At 73.7% G+C, this 16,169-nt stretch carries 14 protein-coding genes; 7 read left to right on the top strand and 7 right to left on the bottom strand.

All coding sequences use genetic code 11. The features are described 5' to 3' along the window. Window positions 1-47: 47 nt before the first annotated feature. Both ACQ452_RS09945 and ACQ452_RS09940 read right to left on the bottom strand, forming a co-directional pair. Window positions 48-1,232: an RNA polymerase sigma factor gene (locus tag ACQ452_RS09945; protein WP_433392480.1), complete on the bottom strand. Its 1,185-nt coding sequence runs from the start codon at window positions 1,230-1,232 to the stop codon at window positions 48-50. Window positions 1,233-1,348: 116 nt separating this feature from the next. After that, window positions 1,349-1,729: a YciI family protein gene (locus ACQ452_RS09940; RefSeq protein WP_433392479.1), complete on the bottom strand. Its 381-nt coding sequence runs from the start codon at window positions 1,727-1,729 to the stop codon at window positions 1,349-1,351. Window positions 1,730-1,936: 207 nt separating this feature from the next. Between ACQ452_RS09940 and ACQ452_RS09935 the strand changes: the two genes are divergently transcribed. The 6 genes from ACQ452_RS09935 (at window position 1,937) to ACQ452_RS09910 (ending at window position 7,301) form a co-directional block, all read left to right on the top strand. Further along, window positions 1,937-2,278 (top strand): ArsR/SmtB family transcription factor, encoded by a 342-nt coding sequence (locus ACQ452_RS09935; protein WP_433392477.1) that lies wholly within the window; start codon window positions 1,937-1,939, stop codon window positions 2,276-2,278. Window positions 2,279-2,290: 12 nt separating this feature from the next. Next, window positions 2,291-2,788, top strand: a complete 498-nt coding sequence (locus ACQ452_RS09930; protein ID WP_433394077.1) for an SRPBCC family protein — start codon at window positions 2,291-2,293, stop codon at window positions 2,786-2,788. A 29-nt stretch (window positions 2,789-2,817) separates the two neighbouring features. Next, window positions 2,818-3,408, top strand: a complete 591-nt coding sequence (locus tag ACQ452_RS09925) for a dihydrofolate reductase family protein (protein WP_433394075.1) — start codon at window positions 2,818-2,820, stop codon at window positions 3,406-3,408. 136 nt (window positions 3,409-3,544) lie between these two features. Further along, the gene (locus ACQ452_RS09920) at window positions 3,545-4,189 is read left to right on the top strand and encodes a hypothetical protein (RefSeq protein WP_433392476.1); all 645 of its coding nucleotides are present in this window, start codon (window positions 3,545-3,547) and stop codon (window positions 4,187-4,189) included. Between the two features lie 176 nt (window positions 4,190-4,365). Next, a complete protein-coding gene (locus ACQ452_RS09915) occupies window positions 4,366-6,150 on the top strand; it encodes a hypothetical protein (RefSeq protein WP_433392474.1) in 1,785 nt (594 codons plus the stop codon). A 68-nt stretch (window positions 6,151-6,218) separates the two neighbouring features. Then, window positions 6,219-7,301, top strand: coding sequence for a glycosyltransferase family 2 protein (locus ACQ452_RS09910; protein WP_433392473.1), 1,083 nt, complete (start codon window positions 6,219-6,221; stop codon window positions 7,299-7,301). Between the two features lie 36 nt (window positions 7,302-7,337). Here ACQ452_RS09910 and ACQ452_RS09905 read toward each other — a convergent pair whose 3' ends face one another. The 5 genes from ACQ452_RS09905 to ACQ452_RS09885 form a co-directional block, all read right to left on the bottom strand. Beyond that, complete coding sequence (locus ACQ452_RS09905) at window positions 7,338-8,282, bottom strand: ABC transporter substrate-binding protein (protein ID WP_433392472.1); 945 nt, start codon at window positions 8,280-8,282, stop codon at window positions 7,338-7,340. Continuing rightward, a complete protein-coding gene (locus tag ACQ452_RS09900; protein WP_433392471.1) occupies window positions 8,282-9,175 on the bottom strand; it encodes an ABC transporter ATP-binding protein in 894 nt (297 codons plus the stop codon). The genes ACQ452_RS09905 and ACQ452_RS09900 overlap by 1 nt, the downstream gene beginning before the upstream one ends. Before the next feature lie 25 nt (window positions 9,176-9,200). Continuing rightward, window positions 9,201-10,280, bottom strand: a complete 1,080-nt coding sequence (locus ACQ452_RS09895) for a FecCD family ABC transporter permease (RefSeq protein ID WP_433392469.1) — start codon at window positions 10,278-10,280, stop codon at window positions 9,201-9,203. Beyond that, the gene (locus ACQ452_RS09890) at window positions 10,277-11,323 is read right to left on the bottom strand and encodes a FecCD family ABC transporter permease (protein ID WP_433392468.1); all 1,047 of its coding nucleotides are present in this window, start codon (window positions 11,321-11,323) and stop codon (window positions 10,277-10,279) included. Before ACQ452_RS09890 ends, ACQ452_RS09895 begins: the two co-directional genes overlap by 4 nt. Window positions 11,324-11,498: 175 nt before the next feature. Then, a complete protein-coding gene (locus ACQ452_RS09885) occupies window positions 11,499-11,927 on the bottom strand; it encodes a cytidine deaminase (protein ID WP_433392467.1) in 429 nt (142 codons plus the stop codon). Window positions 11,928-12,092: 165 nt separating this feature from the next. Between ACQ452_RS09885 and hrpA the strand changes: the two genes are divergently transcribed. Further along, window positions 12,093-16,112, top strand: coding sequence for an ATP-dependent RNA helicase HrpA (gene hrpA, locus ACQ452_RS09880; protein WP_433392465.1), 4,020 nt, complete (start codon window positions 12,093-12,095; stop codon window positions 16,110-16,112). Window positions 16,113-16,169 lie beyond the last annotated feature (57 nt).

Here is a 16,169-nt window from a genome sequence, read left to right as displayed (position 1 = left end):
CGGGAATTCCGCTGCCAGTTCCGTCACCCACTCACGGTTGGCTGCGGTCAACTCGCGAGCTGGTCGCGGCGGCGGGCGAGGTAGGCCCGCTCCGCGGGGTTGCCGGCGAGATCGATGGCCCGGTCGTACGCCGTCCGCGACTCGCCGCCGCGCCCGAGTCGCCGCAGCAGGTCGGCGCGCGTGGCGTGGAAGGCGTGGTAACCGTCGAGGGCCTCGGCGAGCCGGTCGACCTCGGCCAGCCCGACGCCGGGGCCGTCGACCTCGGCGATCGCGACCGCCCGGTTGAGTCGCACGATGGGCGAGGGGTCGAGCAGCGCCAGGCGGCCGTAGAGGGCGACGATCGTGGACCAGTTGGTGTCCCGGGCGGACGGTGCCTCCGTGTGGACCGCGTTGATCGCGGCCTGGAGCTGGTAGCGCCCGGGTGGGTCGCCGCCGGCCGCCACCGCGGCTATCCGCTCGCGCACCAGGGCGTTGCCCTCGGCGATGAGAGTGCGGTCCCAGGCGCCGCGGTCCTGCTCGGCGAGGGTCACCAGCTCCCCGGTGCGGGACACGCGCGCCGGCCGACGGGCGTCGGTGAGGAGCATCAGGGCCAGCAGGCCGGCCACCTCGCCGTTGTCCGGGAGGAGCCCTCGGAGCAGGCGGCCGAGGCGAATCGCCTCGTCGGTGAGGTCGACGCGCACGGGGTTGTCGTCCTCGCCGGTGAGATAGCCCTCGTTGAAGACGAGGTAGACGACCGCGAGGACACCGGCGAGCCGTTCCTGGATGTCGCCGGCCGACGGCACCCGGTAGGGGATGTGCGCCGCCTTGATCTTCGCCTTGGCGCGGGTGATCCGGCGCGCCATCGTGGTCTCCTGCACCAGGAAGGCGCGGGCGATCTCGGGGACGGTGAGGCCGCCGAGCAGGCGCAGGGTCAGCGCCACCCGGGCCTCCGTCGCGAGCGCGGGGTGGCAGCAGGTGAAGAGCAGCCTGAGCCGGTCGTCCTCGATCGGCCCGGTCGGCTCGGCAGGGGTGTCGTCGGCCACGATCCGGGCCTCCTGATGCTTGGCGTCGCGCTGCGACTCGCGACGGAGCCGGTCGATCGCCTTGCGGACCGCGGTGGTGGCGAGCCAACCGCCAGGATTGGGTGGTACGCCCTCGCACGGCCACCGCTGCACGGCCGCCACGAACGCCTCGGCGGTGGCTTCCTCGGCAACGTCGAGGTCACCGAAACGGCGCGCGAGGCCGGCGACCATCCGCGCCCACTCCGCACGGTGGGCGCGGATGATCGCCTGCTCGGCTCCGGGGTCGGTCCCGGCTGACCCCGCGCACCGGGGCGCGCCCCGACGGGGTGGGTGCCCGGGCAGCCGGTTCACCTACCCCCGGAGCCGTTGCGCCGGGCCTGCCCGGGGCCGGGGAAGCGGTGCACCTCCTGCGGCCAGTCGAGCGCGGTCGCGAGCCGGCCGGCCCAGTATCGGGCCGCCTCGTCGTCGGGCACCTCCACGACGGCGAAGCCGCCGAGGTGCTCCTTGGTCTCGACGTACGGGCCGTCGGTGAATGTGGGTTTGCCGTCGACCGACTCGACACTGCACACCGCGGTGGAGCGGTCGAGCGCGCCGTTGCTGAAGATCAGCACGTCCGCCGCCAGCATGTCCTCCACCACGACCCGGGCGGCGATCGCCTTCGCGCGTATCTGCTCCGGCGTGTGGGCCGGCACCCACTCGTCGTTGAAGGTGATCAGGTATTCCGTCACGGTCGTCTCCTCCCGGTCCCGGGGTGCGGGTCGGTCCCGGCCCCTCGTCCGCAGCGACCGCCCGGCCGCCGCACTGATTCCACGAACGGCCGCGCCCCGATACGACACCGTCGGGGAATTTTCTCCGACGCGGGCCCGTCCTCGCTCTCCGCCACCCCGGCTCCGCCTAAACTTGACGCGTGCCCATATGGGCATATGATTGCGGCCATGGCACGGGCAGCGACGACGTCGGACGCGTTCAACGCGATCGCCGAGCCGCAGCGTCGGGACATCCTGACGCTGCTGCAGGCGGGTGAGCGGCCGGTGACCGAGCTGGCGCAGGAGTTGGGGATGAGCCAGCCGCGGGCGTCCAAGCACCTGCGGGTGCTCCGGGAGGTCGGGCTGGTGCGGGTCCGCGAGGCGGGCCGGCAGCGCCTCTACGGCCTGGACGCCCGCGGGCTGCGGCCGGTGCACGAGTGGGCCGGCGGGTTCGAGCGGTTCTGGAACGACAGCTTCGACCGACTGGACGCGTACGTGCAGGAGCTCAAACAGGAGAGGCAGGAGGAGTAGCTGGTGAGTGATCTGGGACGAGGCGCACCGACGCGGCCCGCGACGGCTGACCGCGAGATCGTGGTCTCGCGGGTCATCGACGCCCCACGGGAGCTGGTGTTCGAGGCGTTCACAGAGGTGGAGCACCTGTCGCGGTGGTGGGGGCCGGATGGATTCACCACGACCACGCGGGCGTTCGACTTCCGCGTCGGCGGGGAGTGGGACTTCGTGATGCACGGGCCGGACGGGACGGACTACCAGGAGTGGATCTCCTGGACCCGGATCGTGCCGCCGGAGGGGATCGCGCTACGGCACGGCGAGTCCCGTGACGACCCGAACGCCTTCGAGTCGGTCCTGACGTTCGAGCCCGACGGTGCCGCGACCCGCATCGTGATGCGCACGGTCTTCCCCACCAGGGAACTGCGCGACGAGGCGGTCGAGAAATACCACGCGGTCGAGGGCGGCGAGCAGACCCTGGGCAACCTGGCCACCTACGTCACCGAGATCGCCCGGCCGGGAGCGCGGGGCTGATGGCCGGCAGGGTGTTCTTCAGCGTGTCGATGTCGCTGGACGGGTTCATCGCGCCCGGGTCCCCCGGCGAGTTGATGGGGCGGCAGTGGATGGAGCTTCAGGCGTGGGTCTTCCCGCAGCGGTTCTTCCGGGAGAACCTGAAGCTCGGTGGGGGCGGCGAGGAGGGGCGCGACAACGACATCCTCCGGGAGACGTTCGAGCGCACCGGCGCGAGCGTGCTGGGCAAGCGCATGTTCGACGCCGGCGAGCAGATGTGGCCGGCGGAGGCGCCGTTCCACACGCCGGTCTTCGTCGTGACGCACGAGAGGCGTGACCCGTGGGTGCGTCCGGGCGGCACGACCTTCCACTTCGTGAACGACGGCATCGAGGCCGCGCTCGAGCAGGCGCGCGAGGCCGCCGGCGACCGGGACGTCCGCATCGGGGGCGGCGGCGCGCCGATCCTCCAGTACGTGAACGCCGGCCTGGTTGACGAGTTCTCGATCTCGCTGTCGCCCGTGCTGTTCGGCTCCGGGGTCCGCCTGTTCGAGGGCGTGGACGCGGACCGCGTGGGCCTGGAGCGCATCCGCGCGGAGTCCTCCCCCAGGGCGACCCACCTGACCTACGCCGTCCGGAGGCGGTAGGCGCACCACGGGCGGACGCCCGCCACACGGCAGCAGCCGGGACGGGACGAAGGAGCGGCCCGCAAACCCTGGGCGATGTCATACCCGTCGATTAGAATGTGTGTACTAATCGAGGTTCTGACCTGGGAGGACGCCCGTGACCACGCACCCCTCCGCGCCGCTCACGCCCTACGCCACCCTGCTCGGCTTCACCCGCTACGTCGACCGCACCGGGCCGACGAAGGCCACGTTCGTCGGGGGCCTGCGTAAGCAGCGGGCCAGCCGCTCCGGCTTCAACCCGCACGGGCAGTTCGTCAAGGCGCTGAAGGCCGACATCGCCTTCCACACCGGGGGCGCCCACCTCGACCAGGTGGTCGACGTGGTCAAGCCCCGCTGGCGCCCGCTCTACCAGGCCCTCGTCCCCGGCGCGACGGCCTGGCTGCACTCCCTCGGCGAGCCGAGGGCCGTCGACCTCGCCCAGACCCGCGCCGCGCTCGCGATGCTCGGCGACCTGCCCGTCAAGATCAACCCCCACTTCGGCGTACGCCACGCCGACGGTCGCGTCGAGGCCGTCCGGCTGCACTTCGACGAGGCCCCGCCCAGCGAGGAGGCGACGCTCGCCACCCTGCACCTGATGGCCCGGCACATGGACGCGGTGCTGCCGCACGCCGAGCCGGTCCTGGTCGACGTGCGGCGGGGCGAAGCCCACCGGACGCCCACCGACGCCCGCCCCGAGCAGATCGAACGCTGGCTCGCCGGCGAGGCGGCGGCCTTCCAGGCCATCTGGGCCACCGCCGCCTGACCCCACCCCTCCCACCAGCGGACCCAGGGGCCCGGCCCGGCCGGATACCGGCCGGGCCGGACCCGATCCACGCGACGCCCCGGCATGTGCCGCCCACGAAACGGCATCGGCCCAGCACGGTTTGTAGCCGTACGGTGGATCGACACGCCAGGGATCATCGTGAATCCTCCACATTCATGACCACCGGTTCCACGGACGCCCAACCGTCCGCCCGGGCCGCCGATCAGGACGATGCCCAGGCACCCGCCAGCGGTCCCGGCCGTGGGTCCCGATGGCGCTGGCTGCGGCACGAATGGACGCTGGCGGCGCTCGGCGGGCTGCTGCTGGCGGTCGTCCTGACCTGGCCGACGATGCGGCATCCGGCGAGCACCGTCCCCGGCGACATCGGCGACCCGACGTTGCAGGCGTGGCAGGTGGCCTGGGCCGGGCACGCCGTGCTCACCGACCCGGCCAACCTCTGGCACTCCAACACCTTCTTTCCCGAGAAGCTCACGTACGTCTACAGCGACACGCTGCTCGGCTACGCCCCGCTCGGGATGCTCGGCTCGGGCTTCGAGGCCGCCCTGATCCGCTACAACGTGCTCTACGTGCTGGTGCACGCGCTGGCGTTCGTCGGGGCGTACGCGTTGGTCCGGCAGCTCGGCGCGGGCCGCCTCGGCGGGGCGGTCGCCGGGGTGGCGTGGGCGTACGCGCCCTGGCGGCTGGCCCACGCCGGGCACCTGAACATCCTCTCCAGCGGCGGCATCGCGCTCTGCCTGGCGATGCTGGCCCGGGGGCACGGCTGGTCGCTGCGGCACGGATACCGCCCGGAACGCCGGCGGCCCGGCTGGGCGCTGGCGGGGTGGCTCGTCGCCGCCTGGCAGGTCAGCCTCGGCTTCGGCATCGGGCTGCCGCTGGTCTACTTCCTGCTGGCCGCCGTGCTGGTCGGGGCGGGCGGCTTCGGCTGGTCGTGGTGGCGGCGCAGGCGACGACCCGAGTTCGGCCGGCGACTGCTGGTCGCCGACCTCGCCGGTGGTGCCGTCTTCGGCGCGGCGACGCTGCTGCTGGGCCTGGTCTACCTGCGGGTGGTCGACCTCAACCCGCAGGCCGAGCGGTCGCTGGCCTGGACGGAGATGTTCTCGCCGCCGCTGATCGGGTTCGCCACGGCCCCGGCCGATTCGTGGCTGTGGGGCGAGCGGCACGCGGCGGCCCGGGAACAACTCACCTGGCCGCCCGAGATGGCCCTGCTGCCCGGGATGGCGCTGCTCGCGCTGGCCGCGGCGGGGTTGTTCGTCTCGGTCTTTCCCGCCCGGCACCGGGTCGCGCTGGGCCTCGGCGTGCTCGGCACGGTGCTGCTCGGCCTGGGCAGTTCCCTCGGCGCCGACGGCGACCCGGGCTACCTGACGCTGTCGAAGCACCTGCCGGGCTGGGACGCGCTGCGCACGCCGGGCCGGATGATGCACTGGACCAGCCTGCTGCTGGCGGTGCTGGCGGCGGGCGCCCTGACGGTCTTCGCCCGGGCGGTGCGGGAGCGCTCCGCAGGCGCGGCCAGGTTCGTGGCGCCGGTGCTGCTGCTGGTGCCGCTGGCCCTCGTCGGGTTGGAGGGGGTGAACCGGACGGCGCATCCGGTGGTGCCGACGCCACCGGCCGCGATGCGTACGGTGGCGGAGCCGACGCTGGTGCTGCCCGCCGGTGGCCTGCCTGACCTGATCTTCATGTTGTGGACGACCGACGGCTTCCCCCGGGTGACGAACGGGCTGGCCGGGTTCGAGCCCGTCACCCAGGCGCAGACCCGCGCCGCGACGGCCGCCTTCCCGGACGCGGCCAGCGTGGCGTACCTGCGGGGCATCGGCGTGCGGTCCGTGCTGGCCCTGCCGGGCTGGGCCGCCGGCACGCCGTGGGACGGCATCGCGCAGCGGCCGTTCGACGGGCTCGGCATCACCCGGGAGGAGATCGACGGTGTGCTGGTCTACCGCCTGTGACCGGGTGCGCGCCCCTCGGCGCGGCCCGGATCGCGGGGTCTCGGGCCCGGGCCGGGCGGGGTGACGGCGTGCGCCTGTCGGTGGTGGTGCCCTGCTTCAACGAGGAAGGCTCGGTCGAGCGGCTGCACACGGCGGTGACCGAGGCGGTCGCCGACCTCACCGACGTCGACATCGAGGTGGTATACGTCGACGACGGCAGCTCCGACGACACCCTCGCGGCGCTGCGCCGGCTCGCCGCCGCCGACCCCCGCGTGCGGTACACGTCGCTGAGCCGTAACTTCGGCAAGGAGGCGGCGATGCTGGCCGGCCTGGAACGGGCCACCGGGGACGCCGTCGTCATCATGGACGCCGACCTGCAACACCCGCCGCGGCTGCTGCCCGAGATGGTGGCGCTCTACCGGCAGGGCTTCGACCAGGTCATCGCCCGGCGGGACCGACGCGGCGACCGGCTGGTCCGGATGCTGGCCTCGCGGTCCTTCTACCGGCTGGTCAACTGGTGGATCGACGTACGGCTGCTGGACGGGGCGGGCGACTTCCGGCTGCTGTCGCGGCTCGCGGTGGACGCGGTGCTCGCGATGCCGGAATACAACCGCTTCTCCAAGGGGCTGTTCTCCTGGATCGGGTTCCGGACGGTGGTGGTCGCCCACCGCAACGAGAGCCGCCAGTCGGGCCACAGCCGGTGGACGTTCGGCAAGCTGTTCAACTACGCCTTCGACGGGCTGCTGTCGTTCAACAACCGGCCGCTGCGGCTGGCGATCTACGGGGGCCTGTTCCTCACCCTGATCGCGGTGGTCTACATGGCCTGGGTGGTCGCGGACGCCATCGACAAGGGCATCGACGTGCCCGGCTACACCACCATCATCGTCAGCGTGATCGGTCTCGGCGGCATCCAGATGACCATCCTGGGCGTGATCGGGGAATACATCGGCCGGATCTACTACGAGGCCAAGCGTCGGCCGCACTACCTGATCCAGGAGACCGAGGGGCCGACCCGCGGGGGCGTCGCCGCGCGGGGCGCTCCGGCCTACCGGGCGTCGGAGCAGCCCGCGCCAGGGCGGGCGGGCAGGCCGGAGGGGGGCGGGACGGCCAGGACCCGCGCCACGTCGGGGCGGGTGCCGGTGCGACGGGTCGTCGAGCGGCGCCTTCGGTGACGGTGCGCGGGTCCTGGGTCGTCGGCGGGGGTCGGGTCAGGCGGTGAGGTACTTCTCCAGGTCGTCGATGATCCTGTTGGCGGCGCCGACACCGATGCCGGTCATCCAGATCTCGTCGGAGACGACGTGGGCCTTGCCCGCCTTGACCGCCGACAGCCCCTTCCAGAGGGTCCCGCCGGTCACCTTGGTCTGCTCGGCGGCGGACTTCTCGCCGTACGCCGTCACGAAGATGACGTCGCCGTCGACCTCGCCGATGCGCTCCGGGCTGACCCGGTCCATCCGGCGGTCCTCCTTGCCGGTGAGCTGCTGCCGCTCAGGGCGGCCCACCCCGGTGTCGCCCAGGACGATGCCGGAGAACGAGTCCGGCCCGTACACCCGGATCTCGGTCGGCATGAAGCGCACGATGGAGACCTCGCGCGTGGCGGCGTCGCCGAGCTTGGTGCCGAACTCCCTGGCCCGCGTCTCGTACGCGGCGAGCATGTCCTTCGCCTGCTGCTCCTTGCCGAGGGCCGCGCCGTCGAAGAGGAAGTTCTCCTTCCAGGTGATGCCGACCTTCTCGGTGAAGACGGTCGGCGCGATGGCGGCCAACTCGTCGTAGAACTTCTCCTGGCGGAACTTGCTGCCCAGGATCAGGTCCGGCTTGAGGGCGTTGATGGCCTCCAGGTCGGGTTCGGTGAGCACCCCGACCTCCTTGATGCCGGCGAGCTTCTCCTCGCCGAAGTAGGTGGGCCAGCTCTTCGCCTCGCCGGCGGTGGCGGCCCCGACCGGTGTGACGCCGAGCGACAGCGCGGTGTCGATCTTGTCGGTGTCGAGCACGACGATCCGCTTCGGTTCCACCGGCACCTTGGTGGTGCCCATGGCGTGGGTGATCTCCCGGGTCTGCCCGGTGGTGGTGTCGGCGACCGGGTCGCTCTCACCGCAGGCGGTGAGCGCGAGACCGAGGGCCAGCGCCGTGGTGAGGGTGGCGGCGAGACGACGCATCAGTTTCCTTTCGAGGGGTACGAGCCGGGAAGCGGCGTCGCCGCCTCCTCGGCACGGGGGCGGGGCGCCGGCGCGGGCGCGCCCGCGGCAGCGGAGCCGACCGGCCGGACCAGCGTGGGGCTGGTGAGTCCGGGCACCACCAGGGGCGCCCCGGTCACCGGGCAGGGCACGACCACGCAGTCGAGGCCGAAGACGTCACGGACCAGGTCGGCGGTGAGGATCTCCCGGGGCGGCCCGGCGGCCACCACGGCGCCGGAGCGCAGCGCGATCAGGTGGTCGGCGTAGCGGGCGGCCTGGTTGAGGTCGTGCAGCACGGCGACGACAGTGCGGCCCCGCTCGACACGCAGCCGGTGCAGCAGGTCCAGCACCTCCACCTGGTGGGCGAGGTCGAGGAAGGTGGTGGGCTCGTCCAGCAGCAGCGCCTCGGTGTCCTGGGCGAGGGTCATGGCGATCCAGACGCGCTGCCGCTGCCCGCCGGAGAGGGTGTCCACCGGCCGGTCGGCCAGCGCGCTCACGTCGGCGAGCGCCATGGCCCGCTCCACGGCGGCCCCGTCGGACTCCGACCACTGCCGCCACCACCGCTGGTACGGCTGCCGCCCCCGGCCCACCAGGTCGGCGACGGTCACCCCCTCCGGCACCAGCGGACTCTGCGGCAGCACGCCGAGGCGGCGGGCGACCTCGCGGGTCGGCAGGTCCCGGATGGCGGTGCCGTCCAGCAGCACGGCGCCGCGCCGGGGGGTGAGCAGCCGGGCCATCGTGCGCAGCAGGGTGGACTTGCCGCAGGCGTTGGGCCCGACGATCACCGTGAACGCGTCGCCGGGCAGCTCCAGATCGAGCCCGTCCAGCACGGTCCGCTCGTCGTAGCCGACGACCAGATCTCGGGTGGAGAGCATCACGCCTCCTTGCCAGGGTCAGACATCACGAGGACCGCCGCCGGCCGCGCAGCAGCAGGAAGATCAGGTACGGGCCGCCGATGGCGGCGGTGAGCACCCCGGCGGGCAGTTGGGTGGGGGCGAACAGGCGCCGGCCACCCAGGTCGGCCAGCACCAGCAGCAGCGCCCCCAGCAACGCGGCGCAGACCAGCGGCGGGCGCTCGGCGCGCACCAGCCGGCGGGCCACCTGCGGGGCGACCAGCGCGACGAAGTCCACGGCGCCGACCTGGGCGGTGACCATCGCGGCGGCCAGCACCCCGGTGCCGGCGAGACCCACCCGGCGGGCCACCGGGCGCAGCCCGATCCCGCGCGCGGTGTCGTCGTCGAGGGCGGTGCTGTTCAGCGCCCAGCCGGCCCAGGCCAGCACCGGCAGGAGCACGAGAATGGTGACGGCGATCCACAGGCTCTCGGTCCAGCCCTTGCCGGCGAGCGTGCCGACCAGCCAGATCTGCGCGCGCAGCCCGTCGATCGGGTCGGCGGTCAGCATGACCACCTCGGTCAGGGCCCGCAACGCGAACGCGACCGCCACGCCGGCGAGCACGAACCGTTGGGCGGCCAGCCCGTGCCGGGCGCCGAGGACGAACAGCAGCACGGCGGCGGCCAGCCCGCCGACCAGCGCCGCCGGCGCCACGAGCACGGCGGCGGCACCGGTGGTCAGGGCGACCGTCGCGGCGAGACCCGCGCCCTGGGTGATGCCGACGACGTCGGGGCTGGCGAGCGGGTTGCGGGCCACGCTCTGGATCAGCGTGCCGGCCACCCCGAAGGCCGCGCCGGCCACCGCGGCCAGCACCAGCCGGGGCAGCCGCAGGTCGAGGACCACCAGGTCGTACGGGGTGCCGGCGCCGGAGAGGGCGCGCAGCGCGTCGGCCGGGGCCACGTAGGGGGTGCCCAGGCAGAGGCTGAGCAGCCCGGCGGCCAGCAGCAACAGCACCAGCGCGGCGGCGACCAGCACCGAGCGGCGGCGGATCTGCACGGCGACCGGGCCGATCCGCAGCAGTGAACGGCCGGGCAGCGCACCGGCGCGGGGGCGGCCGGGGGCGGCGGTCGCGGCGGCGGGGGTCTTCACGCCGTCACCACCTTCGCGCGGCGGACCAGGAAGGCCAACAGCGGGGCGCCGATCAGCGCGGTGACGATGCCCGCGGGCACCTCGCCGGGGGGCGCGACGAGCCGGCCGACGACGTCGGCCCCGAGCAGCAGCGCGGGCCCGAGCAGGGCGGAGACCGCGAGGGTCCAGCGGTGGTCGGCCCCGACCAGGGCGCGGGCCAGGTGCGGCACCGCCAGCCCGACGAAGGCGATCGGCCCGGCGGCGGCGACGGCCGCCCCGGTGAGCAGCACCGCGGCGACGCCGCCGCCGAGGCGGATCAGCCCGATGCGGTGCCCGAGGCCCCGGGCCACGTCGTCGCCGAGGGCGAGCGCGTCCAGGCCCCGGGCGACCAGCGCGGCCAGGAGCAGCCCGGCGAGCACGAACGGCAGCACCTGGACGGCCACGCCGAGGTCCCGGCCGGTCAGCCCGCCGACCACCCAGAACCGGTACTCCTCGAAGGTGCGGGCGTCCATGCTGAGCAGGGCGTACACCATCGAGGCGAGGCTGGCGTCGAGGGCCGCGCCGACCAGCGCGAGGGTGACCGGGCTGGCGCCCTCGCGGGTGCCGGCCGCGACGGCGAACACCAGCAGGCCGGCGAGGAGTGCGCCGCCGATGCCGAACCAGACGTAGCCGGCGAGGGTGCCCACGCCGAAGACGGAGATGGCCAGCACCACGCCGAGCGAGGCGCCGGCGCTGATGCCGAGGATCCGTGGTTCGGCCAGCGGGTTGCGCGTGAGGGCCTGGAAGAGGACCCCGGCGACGGCGAGGGCCAGCCCGACGGCGAGGCCCAGCGCGGTACGCGGCATCCGCAGTTCCCGCACGATGGTGACGGCTTCGCCGCCGTCGGGGGCGACCAGCGCGCGCCACACCTCGTCGACGGCCAGCGGCCGGCTGCCGAGGGCGAAGCTCGCCAGCACTGCCAGCAGCAGCACCAGCGCGGCCGCGACGGTGACCGCGACCCGACGGCCGCCGCGCGCCCGGGGCCGGGCGTCGGCCGGGGCCGACCGGGGGGCGAGGGTGGTCACGAGGCTCCTGCACGTTCGCGGTTAGGGTCGCCTTACCTTAGGCGAAGGCGCTGGCCGGACCTAACTCGCGCACGTCGATCCGATCGGCGCTGACCTGGGCGGACGGCACCCCGGATCCGGTGGCGGCGGCGACGGACGGCCGGCGCTCCGGTCGCCCGGGGCACGGCCGGGACTGTCAGTCGGCGGGTCGGGACGCGGGAACCGCGCCGGGCGGCCCGTCGGTGCGGGCGTACGTCTCCGGCAGCAGCTCGGCGACGTGCACCACGCGCAGCTCGTCCATCGGGCCGACGATGACCCGGATGGTGGGAAAGTAGTCACGCAGCACCTGCCGGCAGCGCCCGCAGGGAGCGACGACCCCGCGCCCCCGGTCGCCCACCGCGACGATCGTCTCCAGCTCGGTGACGCCCTGGGTGGCGGCGGCGCCGATCGCGATCACCTCGGCGCAGGGGCCACCGGTGAAGTGCTCGACGTTCACGCCGGTGAAGACCCGGCCGTCGGTGGTGCGCGCGGCGGCGGCAACCGTGTGGTTGGCGCTGCGGCAGCGCAGCTTGGCGACCGCCGTGGCGGCCTGCACCAGGGCCCGGTCGGTGTCGCGCATCGTCATCTGATCCCCCGTGGCCAAGGTCGCTCGGCGCCCACTCTAAACCGGCGGGACGACGCCGCGCTCCCCCCGCCCGTGGTCCGCGCGGGCGCGGATGGGGCGGTCGGGGGCGGCGTGGCGGTAACCCGGCGGCGGTCCGGCCGCGGGCTGCCTATCCTTGGCGACGACATGCAGAATCCAACCGCACCCGCCGCGACCGATCCCGTCCGCGAGCTGCACCGCCGCCTCCGCCCCCTGATGTTCCGTGACCAGCGGCGCCTGCAACGGCGGCTGGACGGCCTCCGCAGGCTGCGTGACCCGCAGCGTCAGGAGACGGCACTCGGCGAGATCGCCGCCGACGTGGCGCGGGCCGAGGCGGTGCTGGCGACCCGCCGCGCCGCCGTGCCGGTCCTCACCTACCCGGCCCAGCTTCCGGTGAGCGAACGCCGCGAGGACATCGCCGCCGCGATCCGCGACCACCAGGTGGTGATCGTGGCCGGCGAGACCGGCTCCGGCAAGACCACCCAGCTGCCGAAGATCTGCCTGGAGCTGGGGCGCGGCGTCACCGGCCTGATCGGGCACACCCAGCCGCGCCGGCTGGCCGCCCGCACCGTGGCGGACCGCATCGCCGAGGAACTCGGCACCGAGCTGGGCGACGTGGTCGGCTACAAGGTGCGCTTCGCCGACCAGGTGAGCGACCGCAGCCTGGTCAAGCTGATGACCGACGGCATCCTGCTCGCCGAGTTGCAGACCGACCGGATGCTGCGCCAGTACGACACGCTGATCATCGACGAGGCGCACGAGCGCAGCCTGAACATCGACTTCATCCTCGGTTACCTGCGGCAGCTCCTCCCCCGCCGGCCCGACCTCAAGGTGGTCATCACCTCGGCGACCATCGAGACCGACAGGTTCGCCCGGCACTTCGCCGGCCCGCCCACCGCCGACGAGCCGGACGGCGTACCGGCGCCGGTGGTCGAGGTCTCCGGGCGGACGTACCCGGTCGAGGTGCGCTACCGGCCGCTGGTCGAGGTGGCCGAGGGCGAGGACGACGGGGACGACGAGGAGAACGTCCGCGACCAGATCCAGGCGATCGGCGACGCCGTCGAGGAACTCGCCGCCGAGGGCCCCGGCGACGTCCTGGTCTTCCTCAGCGGCGAGCGGGAGATCCGGGACACCGCGGACGCGCTGGCCCGGCTGGTGGAGAAGAAGCCGGCGCTGCGGGGCACCGAGATCCTGCCGCTGTACGCCCGGCTCTCCTCCGCCGAGCAGCACCGGGTCTTCGCCCCGCACGCCGGGCGCCGGGTGGTGCTCGCGACCAACGTCGCGGAGACCTCGCTGACGGTGCCCGGCATCAAGTACGTGGTGGACCCGGGCACGGCCCGCGTCTCCCGCTACAGCAGCCGGCTCAAGGTGCAGCGGCTGCCCATCGAGCCGGTCTCGCAGGCGTCGGCCAACCAGCGCAAGGGCCGCTGCGGACGCACCTCCGACGGCATCTGCGTACGCCTCTACGACGAGCAGGACTTCCTGTCCCGCCCCGAGTTCACCGACCCGGAGATCCTGCGTACCAACCTCGCCTCCGTCATCCTCCAGATGACCTCCATCGGGCTCGGCGACATCGCCGCGTTCCCGTTCCTCGACCCGCCGGACCGGCGCAACGTCACCGACGGGGTCAACCTGCTGCACGAACTGGGCGCGCTGGACCCGGCCGAGGCCGACCCGACGAAGCGGCTCACCCCGCTGGGCCGGCGGCTGGCCCAGCTCCCCGTCGATCCCCGGCTGGCCCGGATGGTCGTCGAGGGCGAACGCAACGGCTGCGGCACCGAGGTGACGGTGATCGCCGCCGCGCTGTCGATCCAGGACCCGCGCGAGCGGCCCGCCGACAAGCAGGCCCAGGCCGACCAGGCGCACGCCCGGTTCACCGACCGCGAGTCGGACTTCGTCACGCTGCTCAACCTGTGGCGGCACCTGCGCGATCAGCAGCGCGAGCTGTCCTCCAGCGCGTTCCGCCGGATGTGCAAGGCCGAATACCTCAACTACCTGCGGGTACGCGAGTGGCAGGACATCGTCAGCCAGCTGCGGCGCAGCACCGAGCAGGGCGCCGGGCGAACGGCCGACGGCGGCGGGCGCCGGGGCGGCGCGGACCTGCCCGACGAGATCGACACCCCGAAGGTGCACCAGTCGCTGCTGACCGGGCTGCTGTCGCACGTCGGGCTCAAGGACGCGCAGAAGCACGAGTATCTCGGCGCCCGGGGCGCGAAGTTCGCGCTCTTCCCCGGCTCGGCGCTGTTCCGCAAGCCGCCGCGCTGGGTGATGGCGGCCGAGCTGGTGGAGACCTCCCGGCTCTGGGGCCGGGTGGCCGGCCGGGTCGAGCCCGAGTGGGTGGAGCCGCTCGCGGGGCACCTGGTCAAGCGCAGCTACAGCGAGCCGCACTGGGAGAAGAAGCAGGCCGCCGTCATGGCCTACGAGAAGGTGACGCTCTACGGCATTCCGCTGGTCACCGCGCGTAAGGTCAACTTCGGTCGGATCGACCCGGCGCTGTCCCGGGAGCTGTTCATCCGGCACGCTCTCGTCGAGGGCGACTGGCAGACGCACCACCGGTTCTGGGCCGACAACAAGCGGCTGCTGACGGAGATCGAGGAGCTGGAGCACCGGGCCCGCCGCCGCGACATCCTCGTCGACGACGAGACCGTCTTCGACTTCTACGACGCGCGGATCCCGGCCGACGTGGTCTCCGGGCGGCACTTCGACTCCTGGTGGAAGCAGGCCCGCCGGGAGCAGCCGGACCTGCTCACCTTCACCCGGGAGCTGCTGGTCAACTCCGGCCGGACCGGGGTCGACGAGGCCGACTACCCCGACGAGTGGTCCGCCGACGGGGTGAACCTGCCGCTGACGTACCGGTTCGAGCCGGGCACCCCGACCGACGGCGTGACAGTCGACATCCCGCTGCCGCTGCTCAACCAGGTGCCGGCGGAGAGCTTCGACTGGCAGGTGCCCGGGCTGCGCGAGGAACTCGTCGTCGCGCTGATCCGCTCGCTGCCCAAGGCGGTGCGTCGCAACTTCGTCCCGGTGCCCGACTACGCCCGCGCGGCGCTGGCCGCGATGCCCGCCGGCGAGGAGCCCCTGCTGGACGCGCTGACCCGGCAGCTACGCCGGATGACCGGCGTGACAGTGCCGCGCGACGCCTGGGACACCGAGCGGCTCCCCGCGCACCTGCGGGTCCGCTTCCGGGTGCTCGACGAGGAGAACAAACCGGTCGCCGAGGGCAAGGACCTGCCGGCCCTGCAACGCCAGCTCAAGGCGGAGGTACGCCAGGTGGTGGCCGCCGCCGCCCCCGACGTGGCCCGCACCGGGCTGCGCGAGTGGAGCCTCGGCACCCTGCCGCGCAGCATCGAGCAGGTCCGCGCCGGGTACGCGGTGACCGCGTACCCGGCCCTGGTCGACGAGGGCGACACGGTCGGGGTGCGGGTCTTCGACTCGCCGGCCGAGCAGGAGGCCGCGCACTGGGCGGGCACCCGGCGGCTGCTGCGGTTGACCGTGCCGTCGCCGGCGAAGTTCCTCCAGGGCCGGCTGAGCAACGAGGCGAAGCTGGCGCTGAGCCGCAACCCGCACGGCGGCGTGCAGGAGCTGATCTCCGACGCGGCCGGGGCGGCGATCGACAAGCTGATCGGCGACGCCGGCGGGCCGGCCTGGGACGCCGAGGGCTTCGCCGCCCTGCGGGAGAGGGTCCGGGCCGACCTGGTGGACACCGTGCTCGAGGTGATGGACCGCGTCCGGAAGGTGCTCGCCGCGGCGTACGCGGTCGAGCAGCGCCTGGGTGCCACCAGGAACCTGGCGGTGGTGGCCGCGTTGGCCGACATCCGGGCGCAGCTCACCGGCCTGGTGCACGCCGGCTTCGTCACCGAGACCGGGTACGCGCGCCTGCCCGACCTGCTGCGCTACCTCACCGCGATCGAGCGGCGGCTGGACCGGCTGGCGGGCAACCCGCAGCGCGACAAGCAGCAGCAGGACCGGGTCGCGGTGGTGCAGAAGGAGTACCAGGACATGCTCGCCGCGCTGCCGCCGAGCCGCCGGCAGTCGGCCGCGGTCCGGCAGGTCCGCTGGATGATCGAGGAGTTGCGGGTGAACGTCTTCGCCCAGGCGCTGGGCACCCCGTACCCGGTGTCGGAGCAACGGATCTACCGGGCGATGGACGAGGCCGAAGGGCGGTAGGACCCGCCGCCCGGTGGCGGGCGCACCCACCGGATGCGCTCTCGGGCGGGCCACCAG

The sequence above is a fragment of the Micromonospora sp. KLBMP9576 genome, assembly GCF_050941805.1.
GTDB lineage: Bacteria > Actinomycetota > Actinomycetes > Mycobacteriales > Micromonosporaceae > Micromonospora.
This window is presented reverse-complemented; position numbering and strand designations above follow the sequence as displayed.